Below are 18,498 nucleotides of genomic sequence, written 5' to 3' on the forward strand. Positions count from 1 at the left end.
AAATGATGCTTATAATGCAACTTCCAATGCAAGAATATGGAATGAGGCTATAGACCTAATTTTAAGCAGTACAAGTAGTACATTTGTGGTATAATGGATAAAAATAGCGCTTTCAATTATACTGATCCAGTGTAAACTATGGAAAAGCGTAAATGAGTTGACCGTCGGAGGTCCATCATGTTCGAAAGAGTACTGCCCCCAATTCAGACATACGAAGCAAGGGACGGAAGATCGTTGTGTTACCGCCATTACTTGGCGGAATCGGATAAAGTCATCATTCTGCTGCACGGGATTTCGGAGGACGGGCAATATTTGCATCCGTTGGCCGAATTCCTGTCCAAGAACCATCTGGCGCAAGTGGTCGTGCCCGATCTTCGGGGATACGGACTGCATCCGGTCCGTAGGGGCGACGTGGAATATATCGGCCAACATGACGACGATATCGAGGATTTGATCAAATGGATTCGGCCGCGACTCCCTTCGCCGCACACTTTGATCATGGCCGGGCATTCGGGAGGCGGAGCTAACGTGATCCGTCTAACTACACGTCGGTTGGCCAAGGAAGTTAACGCCTATCTGCTGCTCGCACCTGCCGTCCACCCGAAAGCGCCAATCAACCACAAGAAGGACCCATGGAGCACTATCCAGCTGGAAATGCCGAGAGTCGTATTTCTTACGATTCTTAACGCGGTCGGTCTCCGCTTCTTGAACAAATGGATCGTCATGCGCAACGACAAACCGATCGCGCGCAGACATGGACGCGAGACGTTGGAGCTCAGTTACAGGCTGCTTATGTCGAGAACGCCCAAAGCCAAATTCGAGCGTAATTTGCGGGCGATGACCCAACCGACTCTCGTATTGATCGGGGAGAAGGAAGAGGTATTTATTCCCGGGCAATACGCACCGATGTTCGCCGAATACAACGAAGCGAAGGTGTCGATGATTCTAGACAGCGATCACGATGGCATCCTCTCGAACGAGGGGACGTTCCGGGAAGTGGAGAGCTGGCTTAGAGCGTTGTGATCCTACGATAAGTTAGATGAAAACCCGACACAGTGGTCGGGTTTTTTGGCGATTTATTTTCCGACTTGCTTCCGGCGTAGACAGCATTCTCTCTCACTGAAGGACGGCGAAAGCCGGTTTGTGTTCGGTGCGTGGAAAAAGGGGGTTACTCGTTGGTTGTGGATGGATTGTGGATGAATGTGGATGAGTTGTGGACTAGTGTAGGTAAATTGTGCACTAATGTGGATGAGTTGTGGATGAATGTGGATAACTCTGGGGATAAGTCAAGGGTAGCCATGAGTTAGGACGCAAGTTAACCGGAAAATGACCACATTCTGAATCTTTATCCTACTCAGACGGGGCACCCCCGCAAGCTATTTAGTCGGTTTTTCCGCGCTACTTCCTTCCCCATCGCTTATCAGACGGGGAATGCGTCGCAGTAACACCACATTCTGATCCTGTAGCCACTCAGACTGTTCATCTACGGCTTCCTCGAATGGTTCATGCCCCAGTGAGGCAGTATAGAGGGACAGAAGCAGCCGGATAGTCAACTCAAAGGTCTCCAATGGCGTCCGCGAGCGGTTTAGAGTTTGCGACTTGCAAAAGATGGATCAACGTGTTATTCTCTGTTTGAACGTTCATTCAAACTCCATTCCTTCTGATCTCGTTCAAACCAAACTCTAAGATGCAGGAAGTGTGCCGATGACAGACGCAGACAAAAGAGACAGAATTATCGCGGCCGCGTATACCGTATTATCGGAGAAAGGCTACGATAAGGCCTCGACGAAGGAAATAGCAGCTACGGCGGGCGTGGCTCAAGGCTTGATTAACTACTATTTTCCGAGTAAGGATCTGCTGTTCGCCGAAGTATTCCGCCGCGAAACGAAGAAGTATTGCGATTCGTTTCTTCCCTTGCTTCAAGCCGCCGGTAACCCGGATGAGATATCTAACGCAACGATAGCGCAGATGCTTGAGCTGCCTAAGAGCAAGGCTCTTCAGCATCAGGACTGGTTCCGTCTTCGATTCGAGTTATTCGCGATCGGACTCCGGAAAGACAGCGCAACGGCTACTTTGCGGGAAATGCTCGCTACGGAGCGTGCTTATATTAGCGATACGATCGAATCGATCAGCGGGTTTTCCCGTGAGCAATCGGAGGCGATCGCTTCGATCTTGTACGCGGTGTTCGAAGGCTTAGGCCTGCAGAAGGTCGCCGATCCCGATTTCAAGTATGACGATGCGTACAATACGCTAGCGACAATGCTTGGCGCGTACTATGAATTCGTTAGCAAGAAGAGAGACTCGTGATCTTGTCTCTTTCTTTTTACCGCTTACTGTTTGAATGCTCAAACAATAAGCGACATATATTGTTAACGCAGTGTAGAACGAATACAAACAAAAGAGAAAGACGGTGGAGAGATGCACGCTTTATTGCATGGTTGGGGAAAGGCGCTTTACAAAGTAAGATGGGTAGTCGTAGCGCTATGGATCGCGGGTTTGTTGTTCGGAGGATTTGCGTTCGGCAAATTAACTCCTCTGCTTAGCGGCGGAGGTTGGGATGTTCCGGGGTCGCAATCGCTCGCCGCGGGGAAGCTGCTGGCATCGGAATTCGAGGGCAGATCCGAGAGTTCGCTGACGCTTGTCCTTAAGGATCCGAAGCATGCGGCCGGTTCCCCGGAATATAACGAGAAGCTGCAGAAGATCGTCGATCGGTTGAAAACCGAGGAAGGCGTATCCGGAGTATTCAGCATTCTGAGCGCGTCGGAGGGAATCGGATCCGGTCTGGTAGGCCAAGATCCGAACCTTAGCATCGCTTTCGTCGATATGGATACGAAATTGGATTTCTTGATTAACGAGGTTCCCGATTATCAAGAACGCGTAGTCGAGCAAGCTGCAAGCCTTGGAGCGGAAGCATACTTGGTGGGCGGCGCGGCGTTCTGGGGCGAGAGCAGCGTACAGAGTCAGGAAGGGCTGGCTAAAGCGGAAATGATCGTATTCCCGCTCATCGTGATCATCCTTCTGCTCGTCTTCCGTTCGATCATGGCCATGGTAACTCCATTAATGGTGACGATCGCTTCCGTGCTTGTCGCCATGGGAATCGTATACTTAGTCGCCCTTCAGGTAGAACTGTCGGTATTCGTCACGAATTCGGCCATGATGCTAGGGCTCGGAGTAGGAATAGACTATTCTCTCTTCATGGTTAGCCGGTTTAAGGCGGAGCTTGCCGTACCGGGAAATACGAAGCAGGATGCGCTGGTCAAAACGATGGGAACGGCGGGCCATACCGTATTCTTCTCGGCTCTCACCGTTATTGCCGCGCTCTCCGCGCTGTTCACCGTGCCGATAGCCGCGATCAAAGCGATCGCATTCGGCGGAATCGTCGTCGTGTTCGTCGCCGGATTGGCTAGCTTAACATTGTTGCCTGCAGTACTCGTCATTCTTGGAACCCGCATTAACAAGGGCAGCATCCCGTTCCTTCGTCCGCGCGAAACGACGAGAACGAGCGGCTGGAAACGGTGGACGAACGCGATCATGCGCCGTCCGGTCTTGTTCCTGATTCTTACGTTGGCGGCTTTGGGGGCATTCGCTTACCCGGCGCTCGATATGAAGCTGAATTCTCCCGATATTCGAACGTTGCCCGCGGACACGTCGGTTCGCCAAGGCTTTACGCTCATGGAAGAATCGTTCGGCATCGGAGCGGCTAATCAGATCAGCGTCGTCCTCCATAACGAAACCAGCGACCTAAGTTCGCCCGAGGCGCTCGCGAAGATCGCCGCGCTGCAGGCGGAGCTGGCCAAACAAGATCACGTTATCGGAGTATCGGCCGTAACGAACTTTTTCCCGGGCATGGAACCGGCTGCCGTCTCGGGAATTTTGAACGGAGGGGCCGACTCGCTGCCTCAAGACGTTAGCTACATGGTTAATCGTTACGTAAGCACCGACCGGCACACCGGGGTGCTCGAGGTAGAATTGGATCAATACGGCTCAAGCGACGTGGGCAGGGATTTCATCAAGCATTTGCGAGACACGTTATTGCCTGGGTTTGAACTTCCGGCGGGAACCGTGTTCAGCATCGGCGGAGAAACGATGACGGGCATGGATACGTCCAAGGCGATCAACGATAGCTTGTTGCCGGCGCTAGGAGTCATGCTGGTTCTAATCTTCTTGATTCTGGTACTCTCCTTCAAGAGCTTGCTGCTGCCGCTGAAGGCGATCATCCTTAACCTGTTCTCGGTAGCGGCTACCTACGGAATTCTAGTGTTCGTGTTCGCTCTCGGATACGGTTCGGAAATCTTCGACGTAGAATCGAACGGTTATATCATTCACTTCGTTCCGGTGTTGCTGCTTGCGTTGTTATTCGGACTTAGCACGGATTATGAAGTATTCCTCGTGAGCCGGATCAAGGAAGAGTACGACCGGACCGGAGCGCATGAGGACAGTATTGCCGAGGGAATGGAGAAAACCGGACCTCTGATTACGGGAGCGGCCGTTCTGATGGTTGCCGTATTCGCCGGCTTCGCGTTCTCGGGCGTATTGCCGATTCAGATGCTCGGCTTCGGTATGGCTATCGCAATCGCGCTCGATTCGACCGTCATTCGGATGCTGCTCGTTCCGGTAACGATGAAGCTGCTCGGACGGGCGAGCTGGTGGTTCCCGGGCAGACGGAAGCTGGAGCCTTCCCAACCGCGAAAACGGAGTGATAATTCCCTATCTCGAGAATAAATAATTAGTAGCGGTTACAACGCGTCAGGCTAGCAAACGGAAGGGGAGAGGCCCGGTGGTCATCGCGACGATTCTAGTTGGGCTTGTCGCTTTGGAGCATGTGATCATTCTGTTCATGGAGATGTTCCTCTGGACGTCTCCCGGCATTCGGAGAAGATTCGGAACGTCGGCAAGCTTCGCGCGGGACTCCCGGTCACTGGCCGCGAACCAAGGGTTGTACAACGGATTTTTGGCTGCAGGCCTAGTCTGGGGATTGCTTCATCCGAATGTTTCCACGGGGTACCAAATTCAGACCTTCTTTCTCGTTTGCGTAGTCATCGCCGCTATCTTCGGAGGTTTTACCGCCAAGAGGTCGATTCTATACGTGCAAGGCATTCCCGCCTTGGCCGCGTGGATCGCCGTCATGCTCGCGTGGTAATGCCGTCTTGCCATTAGAATAGCTTGCTTCCAGCTCGCCCGTAAGGGCGGGCTTTTTGTTTGTCTACCAATCCGATTCTGATCTTCTGACGGTCTAATCGGTTCGCACGGACAAGCATGGCAAAGTCCGTTGCAAACGTATTCAAATCGTTGCTGGGGTGCATTCCTTGAAGAGGTCCCTTTTCATATCATGGATATTGTAAGCAGTAACGGATGGGAGGGATCAAGATAGCTCGGAAGCGGCGAACGAAACAGCTCTTAGCCGCGGCAGCGATTATCGCGATTTGCGCGGCGTCTATCGTCATCTATAGACAATCCAACCCTGTCGAGCTTAAAGATGTACCGGAACATCGTTTGCAGAAATTGACTAGAGGCGTTAATCTTTCCGGTTGGTTCTGGTCCCATTACGACCCTTGGGCGTACGACTCGGATAAGTTGCAGAGTATACGGGATATGGGGTTCCTGCATGTCCGGCTGCCGTTCAACTCCACCAGCTTCTACAACGGCAACGACCCCGCCGCGATTAATCCGGTTATGCTGAAGCGCTTGGATCAGGCGATCGAGAATATTCTGAGCCATGATCTGGCCGTCGTGTTGGATTATCATGCGGAAGACGGCTTGAAAGCATGGATCCAGCTGGACCCGCTTCATGCCGAGAAGACGGCTTTATTCTGGGAGAGTCTAGCTAAGCATATGAGTCGATTCGATCCCGATCTGGTATTCCTGGAAGTATTGAACGAGCCTTACGCGGATGACCCGCAGGATTGGTACGATTCCCAGAAAACCATTATGGCCGCGATGCGCAGAGGCGCGCCCGAGCATACCTTGATCGCCAGCGCCAATCTGCAAACGGGGCTAGCGGAAGATTCGACCGACGGCATTCATAAGAGATGGAACAGTTCGCTTGCCCTGACTATGATGGAGCCCTTGAAGGATCGCAACGTCGTATACAATTTTCATATGTACGATCCGATGACCTTTACCCATCAAGAAGCCGGATGGGGTTGGGAAATGCAGAAATATATCAAGGACGTTCCTTATCCGTTGCCGGACGGCGCATCCTGTCCCGCAGCGAGGGAGAGCAGCGTTATGTCGCCGGAGGAAGCGACTATCGTTCAGGCGACCCTCGATCAGTATTGCCGGGAAGGGTGGAACAAGGATAAGGTCAGGGAATATTTGAAGCCGGTAGTCGATTGGGCGAGAAGCCACGATGTTCCTCTGACCGCTAATGAATTCGGCGTTTACCGCGCTGCGGAACAGATCAGTCGTCTTAGTTATATCCGGGACGTTCGGGAAGCGTTCGAGGAATTCGGCATCGGATGGACCCTCTGGGACTATCAGACGGATTTCGGCGTGGCGCCTAACGGGATTCCCGATCGGGGAGATATCGAGGCGCTCGGTCTGCAGCCGGTTCCGGGGTTCTGGGAATCGACGGCCGACGCGGAGGTGAAGCCATGAAGACGGAAGCCGGGGGTACGAATTCCGCGCGCGCGTCGCCTGCCCGGGGGAAAGGGATATGGCGCAGGCTGGCCGGCCAATGGGAATTGCAAGCGATGGTAATGCCGGGCATTGTCGTTATCTTTATTTTCAGCTATATCCCGATGTACGGGGTGTTGATGGCTTTTCAGGATTACAACCTGTTCAAGGGGTTCTTCCATAGCCCATGGGTCGGATTCAAGCATTTCGAGATGTTCTTCAACTCCCCGGACTTCTGGAACGTGATGCGCAACACGATCGTCATCAGCGGCTTGAAGCTGCTGATCGGATTTCCCGCTCCGGTCATTCTGGCGTTAATGCTGAACGAAGTCCAACGAATGTGGTTCAAGCGCACGATCCAGACAATCAGTTATTTGCCCCATTTCCTGTCGTGGGTCATCGTTGGCGGTTTCGTGTTTTCCATTCTGTCGACGGAGAACGGCAGCCTTAACATCTTGCTGCAACAGCTGAGGATCATAGGCGAGCCGATCAATTTCTTGTCCGTCCCGGAATATTTCTGGGCCATCTTGATCGGAACCGGCGTATGGAAAGAAATCGGGTTTGCCAGCATCGTGTATTTGGCCGCGATTGCCGGGATCGACCCTCACCTGTACGAGTCGGCTTCGCTAGACGGGGCGAGCAGGTTCAAGCAAATATTCCTGATCACGCTTCCCTGCATCGCGCCTGTCATTATTATCTTTATGATTCTTGCGGTCGGCAACATTTTGAGCGCCGGGTTCGAAGATATTCTGATTCTGTCCAACAATCCCATCCTGAAGGACGTTTCCGATGTCATCGATACCTACGTCTACCGGCTTGGAATCATGAATAATCGCTTCTCTTACGCAACGGCGGCCGGATTGTTCAAAGCGGTAATCAGCGTGGCCTTGCTCACGGCGGCGAACTATACGGCTAGAAGATTCGGCACGAGCTTATGGTAGCGCGGGGGGCTTGCGCATGAAATTCAGTTGGGAAGACAAGGTGCTTCAATCCTTCATTACCGTCCTGTTGGTCCTATTAGGCTTCAGCACGTTGTATCCGTTCTGGAACTCGTTGGTTCTTTCCTTCAACGTAGGCTCGGACACGGCGATGGGCGGAGTAACCTTCTGGCCGCGCAAGTGGACGTTGGACAATTACGATATCGTGCTTCAAGATACTCGGTTGTTGCGGGCTTTTATGATCTCGGTATTCAGAACCGTCTTCGGCACGGCGTTGTCCATTTTCTTTACCGCCATGTTCGCGTATGCGTTATCGAAGCGGGGATTGATTTTCAGAAAATACTATATGATCTACTGCATCGTTACGTTGTATTTCAGCGGCGGATTGATTCCTTCCTTCCTGCTCATCAGGGAACTGGGCCTTATGAATACGTTCTGGGTGATGGTCATTCCGGGGTTCGTCAGCGTGTGGAACATGATCATCTTTCGGACGTTCTTCCTGGAGCTTCCCGACGGCTTGGAGGAATCCGCGAGAATAGACGGCTGCAGCGATTTCGGTATTTTCTTCCGGATCGTCGTTCCCATCTCGGGACCGGTCATCGCGACGTTATCGCTGTTCACCGCCGTCGGCCATTGGAATGACTGGTTCGGTCCCAGTATATTTATTAATCAGGAAAATCTGTTGCCGATCCAGACGGTACTGAAGCAGATTCTGAACTCCAATATCGTAACGGACCAAATGCTGCAGGCAACGGGGGGCAACGCGGCGGCGCTCGATGCGCTGAGCAGGTCGCAGACGGTCACGACCAAGAGCTTGACGATGGCGACGATGATGGTGGCTACGCTGCCGATTATTCTCGTATATCCGTTCGTGCAGAAATATTTTGTCAAAGGCGTGTTGGTCGGTTCTTTAAAAGAATAATAAAGCGCTTTGTTCGGTATTCATGTCAAATTAGACTCGCAAACGAAATGCGGGAGAGGGGATGACGAATGCGCGTTCGAAGAGCATTCAGCTTGATTCTCGTTCTAATGGTTGCGTTTACCGTCATATTGGCAGGCTGCAGCGGAGGTTCCAACGAACCGGACAATTCCAAGGAAGCGAGCCCGTCGCCTTCGGGCTCCAATACGAAGGAGAATCCGGGTAACGAACTTGAGCCCTACACGTTCAGCTTCTACGGCAACTACGATTGGATGACTACGGAGCCTTGGGGCGCCGATCCGACTAGCAAATGGATACAAGAAAACATGAAAATCACGGTGGAACCGATTCAATCCGGAGGAGGAGCGGCGTCTAAGCTGAATACGATGATCGCCTCTAACACGTTGCCGGACGTGATGATGATCGATCGAGGCGGGGATGTCGAACGTCTTCGCGCGGGAGGCCAACTGGTCGCGCTGGACGAATATCTCGATAAATATCCGAATCTTAAGCAGTATGCGGGAGACCGGACGCTCAACATGCTGCGTTCCGAGGACGGCAAGCTCTATCAATTTCCTAACTGGTATACGTCCAGCGGCAACGGCAACACCGGTTGGATCATCAACACGAAAATTTATAAAGAGCTGGGAAGCCCTAAGCTGGAGACGTTCGACGATCTGTACGATTATTTGAAGAAGGTTAAGATAACCTATCCCGACGTGGTCCCGTTCGAGACGGGAATCGGAGGACAGGGAATCGACGTCATGTCGTCCGGATTCGCGGAGTACCACCCGATGAAATACATGTCGTCGAGGTTCGCTACCGACGGAACGCGGCTGATTTCCATTTTCCAAGACCCGGCATTCCAAGAAACGATGCTGTTCGCGAGCAAGCTGTTCCGGGAGAAATTAATTACTCAAGACGCATTAACGCAAAAGGACGACCAAGTGAAGGAGAAGCTGAATACGGGCAGAGTCGCGGTGTTCGCTTTCGGCGATGTGGCTAACTACGGACGCGAAGCGAACAATGCTTGGAAGGCGATTGATCCCGAAGGCGGTTACGAGCCGATATGGCCGATTCGCAAGTCGGGGCTGGATAAGGACAAAATCTTCGTCAGCGACTACAATTCGCTAGGTTGGAACGCTATTGTCATTACGAAGAACGCCAAGGATCCCGAGAGAATATTCGCCTACTTGGATTGGTTGACCGGACCCGAAGGGCAGCGCGTGGCATTCTTCGGACCTCCCGGATTGTACTGGGACGATTATGACGGGAACGGAGCGCCGATCCCTAACGATACCGCCATCAATACGCCGCAAGCCGAGAAGGACAAACAAAAAATCGGAGCGTTCGATTGGGTAGGCAATACGACGTTCGTCAACACTTCGAAGGCGGAATACGAGATGAAGCTGCCGGAGAACCAGCGGAATTGGACGACGGAAGCCCAGAAAAACTTCTTCTGGAAAACTTCGCTGGAGATGACGGAGTTCGTCAATATCGATCCGCTGCCCGATACCGATGAAGGGATAGCCAGAACGATGGTGAACGACATCTACGTTACCGCTTTTGCCAAAATGCTGTTCGCCAAGGACGATAACGAGGTGCTGTCTCTGATGGAACAGGCGCAACAACATGCCGTCGATGCCGGATATGATGAGCTTCTGCAATTTTATACCGATAAATGGAACGCAAACAAAGCTATCATACAGAAATAGAAAAGAAAATAAACTGGATGGGTGAAGAAGGGCTCCCGAGGGGGCTCTCTTCTCCTATGAAAAGCCGAAGGTGACAGCGATGTACAAATGCGTATTGGCGGACGACGAGCCTCTGGATCTGGAGGGGCTGCAGCGGTTGATCGATTGGCATTCGCTAGGCATCGAAGTGGTTTTCGCCGCGGGCAGCGGGTTCGCCGCTCTGGAATTTCTGAGACGAGAGAGCGCGGATATTCTGATTACCGACATCAAGATGCCGATCATGTCGGGATTGGAATTAGCGCGGCAAGCGCTCGAATCGCAGCCGCATATCAAGCTGATCTTTATTAGCGGATTCGAGGACTTTCAATATGCTCAGAAAGCAATCCAACTGAGCGCGTTCGGGTACGTGCTGAAACCGGTCGACGACTCGGAACTGTATGCTTTCCTGCAGAAGCTGAGATCGCAATTGGACAAAGATAAGGAGAAGCTTGCGTTCGAGCGGTCGATTCCGCTTATTCGCAATAGGCTCATTGCCCGGTGGCTGGAAAACGAAGGCGAACCGAACGATTTGGCCGTGTTGCCGGACGGCGGCGAGCGGCAGATCCGGCCGGATTGCAACCGTTCGGCGGTCGTGGAAATCGACGATCTTTCCTGGAAGCTGAACTCGTATCCGAAGGCGAGGCGGGATGCGGTCTTACGGCGAATCTATGATTATATCGAGAGGCAGTGCGGCAAATACGGGCTGTATCCGGTGCAAGTGGCTCCCCATCGGTTGGCGATTTTGTTTCGGGATTCGGCGGATTGCGGGGAACCGTTGCCCGTCTTCCGAACGATCTTGTCTGAAGCCGGAGAATGCATGCCTCTGACGCTTACGATTGCGGTCGGCGAGAGGGCGGCAGGCAGGGGCGAGCTTCCTTCCTCTTATCGGTCGGCCGTAGACGCGCTTTCCCTGAAATGGTTCGTCGGCAAGAACAGATTGATCTGCTCCGGGGAATCCAATCACTATATGGCCACGGAAGCCCGCAATCTCAACGAAGTGCTGGAAGAGTTATTCGATGCGATGAACGGTTACGAACTGGTTCGCATCGACGATATTCTGCAATTGCTGTTCGGTATCGCCCGCGGCATGGAAGAGAAGCTGCAGGTCCATCATTTTTCCTTCTATCTGATCGCCAGATTGGAGCAGTACTTGGCGTCCAAGGGAGAGAACTTCTATGCTTTGCTCGACATCGAACTATCCCATCTTGACGTGTTGTACCGGTTCGAGACGATCGCCGACATCCAGTCCTGGCTCCGGCGGCGGCTGTTCGAAATTTCGGAGAAGCTGAACGGGAAGAAGCTAGGGAAAAACCGCAAACTCGTGGAAGAAATGATGAAATACGTAGAAGAGCGGCTCGGAGATTCGTTCACGTTAAAGGACGTAGCCCATACCTTTTCCTTCAGCCCCAATTATCTCGGTTTTTTATTCAAAGAAGAGACCGGGGAAAATTTCAGCGATTACGTCATTCGCCAACGGTTGAATCAAGCGAAGGAGCTGTTGCGCGATCCGAAGCGCAAAATTTACGAGGTGGCCAGCGAGATCGGTTATAAAAACTTTACCGTGTTTAACCGGCAATTCCGCAAACTATTCGGCATCGCTCCGGGCGATTATCGCAAACGGATCTAGAGGTGAGGCAAGCTGAAGCGATTGTTATCGTTCGAGCGATTGTCGTTCAAGCGGGTGGATTCGGTTTCTTTCGGCGTTAAGCTGCTTGTCTCTTACATGCTGCTCGCGATGGTGCCGGTTATCATAACCGGTTTTTTTGCCTATCGGAATTCGGTCCAATCCGTTCGCGATCATACCCGCGACAATATTCAGGGTACTCTTCTGCAAATGCGGAACAACATCGCCTACAAAATGGAGGACGTTAAGCGAGTATCCGCTCTGGTGACTTCCGATCAGAGCCTTCAACGGCTGCTGAGCCGCAAGCACGATGCTTGGAGCGGCTTCGAGGCGATCACGAGATATTTGGATCCGTCGCTTCGCAACGCGGTGAATTCGAGCGCGAATGCGATTCAGCTATCGATCTACTTGGATAACGACAGCGTGCCGGAGGTTTACGACGTTGCGGAAGACGGAGTCGATCCGCTTAGCATGCCAAGAAACTATAAGGTGCTTCATGCCGTCCGGCTTGACCAAGAGCCGTGGTATTCGGAGGAGTTTTTCCAGAGCGGGCAATACGACGAAACGATTGTCTGGAAACAGGTAGGAACGGATGAAAAATACAATAACCTATCGACGTTCGGCAAGTTCTTCGACTTGCAGAAGCTGAAGAAAATAGGGGTCGTGAAAGTAACGGTCAAGATCGACCGGCTGCTTACCGAGGTGCAGCATTCGAGAATCGGCGAGCGATCTTCCCTATTCGTCATAGACGGTGCCGGGCGTACGATCTATTCTTCTAGCGGAAGCGAATCCCCGGTCATCGCGTCGGGCTCCGAGGCCGACGATTCTCGGCTCGTTATCCGCGAACCGATCTCCGGATTGGACTGGACGCTAGTCGCTATTATTCCCCGCGAAGTATTCGTCCGCGACGCGAGCCGCATGACCAATCTGACGCTGCTTATTCTCTCGGTCAATGTGCTTATTATTTTGTTCCTTAGTTATTTCGTTTCGAAGTATTTCATGAGACGGGTGAGCAAGCTGGTCCATTCGTTGCAGGCGTTCATGGACGGCGACTTATCGAAGAGGATCCGCTATACGGGGAAAGACGAGTTTGCCAGCATATCGAACGCCTTCAACAACATGGGCGAGAGCATCGAGCGATTGATCCGGCAAAACTATGAGGCCAACCTGCTGAAAAAAGAGGCGGAGCTGTCCACTCTTCAGGCGCAGATCAACCCCCATTTTCTGTACAATACGCTGTCTTCGATCGGCAGGCTGGCCAAATTCGGAGAAACCGAGAAATTGAACAGGATGGTCATCGAGCTGTCCAAATTTTATCGGCTGGCGCTTAATCAAGGCAGAACGGTCGTTACGGTCGAGCAGGAGCTTGACCATACGCGTACTTATATCGAGATCCAGAAAATCAAATACGGGGACAAGCTGCAAGTGTACTACGATATCGAACCTTCCGTGTATCCCTACGAAACGGTCAAAATCGTCGTGCAGCCTTTCGTCGAAAACGCGCTCGAGCATGCCTGGTACGGGGAACGGATCGCTATCCGCATCGTAGCCGAGTTAATGAACGATACGGTCGTCATTCGGATTATCGATAATGGCGTCGGCATGAGCCGTAATACGCTGGAGCAATTGATGAACAGGGACGGCATCCGAATCGGTTACGGGATACGGAACGTGGACGAAAGAATTCGTCTGCATTACGGGGAGAGCTACGGCGTCGATCTGCATAGCCGGCCGGGAATCGGGACGACCGCCGTCATTACGATTCCGCGCTGTCCCTCGCCTGCGCCGATGCCGTAACGTTCGGTTCTCGAATGACGCGCGGCAGGGGTGGAGTAGAGCTTGCGCACATTTACCAAGAGACTTGTTCCGATAGCCGATAGCGGCACGCCGTGCCGCTATATTGGTAAAATCCGGATCGTATGTCTATCTAACGGCACGCCGTGCCGCTATTTTGATGAAACTTGGATCGTATGTCCAATTAACGGCACGCCGTGCCGCTATATTGGTATAAACCGGACCGTATGTCCAATTAACGGCACGCCGTGCCGCTATTTTGATGAAACTTGGATCGTATGTCCATTTAACGGCACGCCGTGCCGTTATACGTGACCGCTACAAGGAAACACATTCTCCTCATCGAGGAGCCCTGTGATATACTGGAGCCAAAATATCGCGGAAGCCGTTCTGAGGTAACGGAAGAGGAGATCAAGCATGAGAATACATATCGTAGTGGCGGATGACGATCCTTCGATCCGGGAATTGCTTCGGCTCGTGTTGAGCAAAGAAGGTTATGTCGTGCTCGAAGCCGAGGATGGGGCGCAGGCCTCTCGGATATGCGAGAACGAGCAGGTTCATCTGGCGATCGTCGATGTGATGATGCCCGGAGTGGACGGGCTTGAGCTATGCCGCGAAATTCGGGAGCATTACGATATTCCCGTGATCATGCTGACCGCGAAGGGACAGCTTGAAGATAAAGAGCAAGGCTATTTGGCCGGAACGGACGACTACATGGTTAAGCCGTTCGAGCCGAAGGAATTGCTGTTTCGAATCAAAGCGCTGCTGCGGAGATACCGGCTGGTCTCGTCCGAAGTCATCAGGCTGGGCAACGTGAGCATCGACCGGAAAGGATACGAGATCCGAATAGGCGAGGAGCAGATCACGATCCCTTTGCGCGAATTCGAACTATTGGCGCAGCTCGCGAGCCAGCCTGGGCGAATCTACACCCGCGAGCAATTGATCCGATTGATCTGGGGCGCGGACTACGATGGCGATAGCCGCACGGTAGACGTTCATGTCAAACGGTTGCGAGAGAGGTTCGCCGATCGGCAAGCCGACTTCGTGATTACGACGATTCGCGGATTGGGCTACAAGCTCGAAGCGAGGGACGAGACATGAAGACGTTGTACGTGCGGATCGTCCTGACGTTCATGGTCGTCGCTCTCTTAAGCGGAGTGGTCGGGGTCGTACTGACGAGCTTATATTATCAGGAGAAAATCAAGACGAACAACGAGGATAAAATATTGGCGATGGGCCAGAGCATTGGCGCGCTGTACGGGCAGGATTCCGAAGTCAACCTGGATACTTACTTAACGGGAATCGCGGCGTTAGGCTTTCAAATCTACGCCGTCGACGAGAGCATGAACGGTAAAATGTTCGGGGGTCCGTTCAAGCACGGAAAGCTGAGCGACGAGGAAGTTCAAACCGTATTAGACGGCGGAATCTACCATGGCATGAAGGAAGAGAACAATCGACTGGAGATCTTCTCCTTGTTCGAGAACAGCGTTCGCAATACCGTCGGAATTCCTCTGTCAACGACAAACGGACCGAATGCCTTGTTCATCCGGCCCGACTTGGAAAAGCAAATCGGGGAAATTCGTATTATCGTTGCCGTCCTCCTCGGATTCACTTTTGTCACGAGCTTGATTCTAATCGTCATTCTGACGCGATTCATCGTCAAGCCGTTGCAAGTGCTGAAAAAGGCAACGCAGCAAATCGGCAAAGGAAACTTCAACGTCGGTTTGGAGAAGTCCCGGAACCGAAAAGACGAGTTCGGCGACTTGGCGGACCATTTCGCGCGAATGGCGGAGTCGATCCAGCGGCTCGATCGAATGAGGCAAGAATTCGTCGCGAACGTGTCGCATGAATTTCAGAGCCCTTTAACGTCCATTCAAGGGTTCGCCCGCGCCGTGCTGGACAAGCAAGTAACCGCCGAGCAGTCCGAGAGGTATTGGACGATCGTCGAGCAGGAAAGCAAGCGCCTATCTTCCTTAAGCAAACAGCTTCTTAAGCTCGCCGCGCTAGATAAGGAAGACCAGCGTCTGCAAATGACGACTTTCCGTTTGGACGAACAAATCCGCGAGATCATCATTATGCTGGAATGGCAATGGACGGAGAAAAGGTTGAACCTCGAGCTGGAGCTGCCCGAAGCGACGATCGCGGCGGATGCCCCTTTGCTCTACGAAGTATGGCTGAATCTGATTTCAAACGCGATTTATTTTACGCCTTCCGGCGGTACGATCGGCGTGGAGATTACAGACTGCGGCGCTGTCGGCATGGAGATCGAGTTCCGCGATTCCGGCGTCGGGATACCCGCGTCGGAGATTCCTTATATTTTCGAGAGATTCCACAAAGCGGACAAAGCTAGAAATCGTACCTCTTCGGGCAGCGGCCTAGGCTTATCCATCGTTCACAAAATCATCTCGCTTCATGGGGGAACGATCGAAGTCCAAAGCGAGGTTGGCAAGGGGACTCTGTTTACCGTCCGTATCCCCCGATTGTAATGCTCCGTTCATCGTCCGTTCATTCGCCTGTTCGATAATTCAGGTGAACGAACGGACAGGAGGTCGAGAGTATGAAACGATATGGATTATTTAGAATAACGAATTACGCGAGCAGCCGCAGAGGGGCGAAGATCAGCCTCCTTGTATGGTTGCTTCTTATTATCGCGCTAAGCGTAGCGGCTCCGGCGGCGAAACCCTATGCCATAAGCGCCGGGGAAGGAAACGCGAACGATAGCAACCCTTCCGCGGTTGCGCAAAGGATATTGGACGAGCGCTTTCCTTCATCGGGCGGTATGACCGCTCTGCTCGTCTTTCATAGCGGTCAAGCGATGACGGCGGAGCAATTGGAGACGATCGGAGCTTATAGCGAATGGTTGTCTTCCGGCGCTAAGCCGAAGTACGTTCAGAGCGCGATTCCTTTTCACGAGATGCCCGAGACAGAACGGAATCGTCTGTTATCCGAAGACCGGACGACTTTGCTGCTGAATGTCGAATTGAGGGAAGGCATGGAATCGGATAGCGCGCTGGAGACGATAGACGAAATGAAAGACCATTGGCAGCAGAAAGGGGACGGAACCGTTAGTATGGAGACGACGGGTCCGGCGGCGATCTCGGCGGATACGCTGAACTTGTTCAAGAACGCGGATTTCGTCTTGATGATCGCTACGGTCGTGCTTATTCTCGTATTGCTCGTTGCGATCTACCGTTCCCCGTTGCTGTCGATTATTCCTTTAGTCGTCGCCGGAGTAGTCTATCAAGCGGTGGACCGCTTGCTCGGGCTGGCGGGCAAGAACGGATGGTTCGTCATCGATAAGCAGTCTCTGTCGATCATGATGATTTTGCTGTTCGCGGTTATTACCGATTACTGTCTGTTCGTCTTCTCCCGTTATCGCGAGAAGCTGGCCACCGTCGATTCGAAATACGAAGCCATGGGCCAAGCGATGGCGCACGTCTCGGAACCGATTTTGTTCAGCGGAGGGACGGTACTCGCCGCGATGCTCGCGTTGTTCGCTGCCGTCTTCCAACCTTATCGCGGCTTCGCTCCAGTATTTTCGATCGCCGTTGCCGTTATCCTGCTCGCGGGCCTCACGCTTATTCCGGCGATCTTCGCCTTAGTCGGACGCAAAGCTTTCTGGCCATTCGTTCCGAGGATCGCGGGTGTAGCAGACGTGAAGCTGCCCAACGAGCGCCTTTCGTTCTGGGGAAGGGTCGGCCGGTTCGTCACGGATAAGCCGAGACGGGTCGCAGGCGCACTGTTGGCTTTGCTGCTGATAGCCTCTCTCGGAATCGGGACGATTCAATATTCCTTTAACCTGATGAAATCTTTTCCCGAGGATACGCCATCCCGGATCGGATTCGAGCTATTGGAGAAACAATTCCCTCCAGGTCGACTGGCTCCGGTTACGATCATCGTGGAGAACGATAAGGAGATATCGGGGGATGCTGCTTTCCCGGCTAAAGTGAAGGCTTTGATGGAGGAGCTGCGCCAAGACGGAGGAGTCGACTCCGTTGTCGAAAAGGGGTTGTCGGAAGATCGACGCGCGGTTCGGCTGCAGCTCGTGCTAAGCTCGAATCCTTACGTAGCGGACGCTCTGAATCTTGTTGACGGGTGGCTGGCGAATAAGGAAGAGTTGTTGGCGAATAGCGGAATGGATCCTGCTAAAGTCGATATGCATATTGCCGGACAATCCGCGCGGCAAGCGGACGTCAGGAGCCTGAACGAAAGGGATACCTTGGTGTTGTTTACGGTTATTCCGTTGTTCATCTTATTGATGCTTGCGCTCCAGACCCGCTCGATCAAGCTGTCGCTGCTCATGATGTTAACGATATTACTGTCGTATGCGGCGACGATGGGGCTCACTTGGACGGTGTTTCATAACTTGCTCGGCTTTGAAACCTTCAGCTATCGAATGCCCGTCTATACGTTTGTCTTCATGGTCGCGCTGGGCGTGGACTACAACATTATGCTCGTATCGAGAATCAAGGAAGAGGCTAAGCTTCATCCGTGGAAAGATGCGGTACGGCGCGGCGTAGCTTCCACTGGAGGAGTCATCTCTTCGGCAGGCATCATCCTTGCGGCGACGTTCGGAGTGCTGATTACCCAGCCGATGCAAGAGCTTTACTTGTTCGGCTTCGCCATGGCGGCGGGGATCCTCATCGATACTTTTCTCGTTAGAGGAATGCTGCTTCCTTCGATATTGACGTTGGCGGTTAAAGATAAAGGAATCGACCAATGGGGAGCTTCTTTTTCATAAGGGAAGGTAGCTCGTTATGGATAAGGCGATGACATAACGTTAAACGGTGAGAATTCCGTATGAGGTACGAGATAAGGCGATGGGGTAACGCTATGTGCTTGAAACTGCAGGAATGGGCTGGTTAAACAGGAAAT

At 52.7% G+C, this 18,498-nt stretch carries 13 protein-coding genes; all 13 read left to right on the forward strand.

Going from position 1 to position 18,498, the window contains the following annotated elements; translation table 11 throughout:
• The first annotated feature begins 177 nt into the window (after positions 1-177).
• The 13 genes from FPL14_RS18060 to FPL14_RS18120 all read left to right on the forward strand — a co-directional run bounded on the left by FPL14_RS18060 (position 178) and on the right by FPL14_RS18120 (position 18,364).
• On the forward strand, positions 178-1,023 hold the full coding sequence (locus tag FPL14_RS18060) for an alpha/beta hydrolase (protein WP_182299092.1): 846 nt from the start codon (positions 178-180) through the stop codon (positions 1,021-1,023).
• A 681-nt stretch (positions 1,024-1,704) separates the two neighbouring features.
• Entirely contained in the window at positions 1,705-2,307 is a 603-nt protein-coding gene (locus FPL14_RS18065) for a TetR/AcrR family transcriptional regulator (protein WP_182299093.1), read from the forward strand.
• Between the two features lie 111 nt (positions 2,308-2,418).
• On the forward strand, positions 2,419-4,722 hold the full coding sequence (locus FPL14_RS18070; protein ID WP_182299094.1) for an MMPL family transporter: 2,304 nt from the start codon (positions 2,419-2,421) through the stop codon (positions 4,720-4,722).
• A 55-nt stretch (positions 4,723-4,777) separates the two neighbouring features.
• Positions 4,778-5,140, forward strand: a complete 363-nt coding sequence (locus FPL14_RS18075) for a DUF1304 domain-containing protein (RefSeq protein WP_267875379.1) — start codon at positions 4,778-4,780, stop codon at positions 5,138-5,140.
• A 212-nt stretch (positions 5,141-5,352) separates the two neighbouring features.
• Positions 5,353-6,597, forward strand: coding sequence for a glycoside hydrolase family 5 protein (locus FPL14_RS18080; RefSeq protein ID WP_182299095.1), 1,245 nt, complete (start codon positions 5,353-5,355; stop codon positions 6,595-6,597).
• Between the two features lie 95 nt (positions 6,598-6,692).
• On the forward strand, positions 6,693-7,556 hold the full coding sequence (locus FPL14_RS18085) for an ABC transporter permease (protein ID WP_229263986.1): 864 nt from the start codon (positions 6,693-6,695) through the stop codon (positions 7,554-7,556).
• Between the two features lie 16 nt (positions 7,557-7,572).
• On the forward strand, positions 7,573-8,475 hold the full coding sequence (locus tag FPL14_RS18090; RefSeq protein ID WP_182299097.1) for a carbohydrate ABC transporter permease: 903 nt from the start codon (positions 7,573-7,575) through the stop codon (positions 8,473-8,475).
• A 68-nt stretch (positions 8,476-8,543) separates the two neighbouring features.
• On the forward strand, positions 8,544-10,187 hold the full coding sequence (locus tag FPL14_RS18095; protein WP_182299098.1) for an extracellular solute-binding protein: 1,644 nt from the start codon (positions 8,544-8,546) through the stop codon (positions 10,185-10,187).
• A 79-nt stretch (positions 10,188-10,266) separates the two neighbouring features.
• A complete protein-coding gene (locus tag FPL14_RS18100) occupies positions 10,267-11,832 on the forward strand; it encodes a response regulator (RefSeq protein ID WP_182299099.1) in 1,566 nt (521 codons plus the stop codon).
• Positions 11,833-11,853: 21 nt separating this feature from the next.
• Positions 11,854-13,626, forward strand: coding sequence for a cache domain-containing sensor histidine kinase (locus FPL14_RS18105; RefSeq protein ID WP_182299100.1), 1,773 nt, complete (start codon positions 11,854-11,856; stop codon positions 13,624-13,626).
• Between the two features lie 414 nt (positions 13,627-14,040).
• Positions 14,041-14,724, forward strand: coding sequence for a response regulator transcription factor (locus FPL14_RS18110; protein WP_182299101.1), 684 nt, complete (start codon positions 14,041-14,043; stop codon positions 14,722-14,724).
• Positions 14,721-16,109 carry a sensor histidine kinase gene (locus FPL14_RS18115; protein WP_182299102.1) on the forward strand — a complete coding sequence of 463 codons (1,389 nt, stop codon included), beginning with the start codon at positions 14,721-14,723 and terminating at the stop codon, positions 16,107-16,109. The genes FPL14_RS18110 and FPL14_RS18115 overlap by 4 nt, the downstream gene beginning before the upstream one ends.
• Positions 16,110-16,180: 71 nt before the next feature.
• Complete coding sequence (locus tag FPL14_RS18120; protein ID WP_182299103.1) at positions 16,181-18,364, forward strand: MMPL family transporter; 2,184 nt, start codon at positions 16,181-16,183, stop codon at positions 18,362-18,364.
• The last annotated feature ends 134 nt before the right edge of the window (positions 18,365-18,498 follow it).

Source organism: Cohnella cholangitidis, assembly GCF_014107495.1.
GTDB classification, from domain to species: Bacteria; Bacillota; Bacilli; order Paenibacillales; family Paenibacillaceae; genus Cohnella; species Cohnella cholangitidis.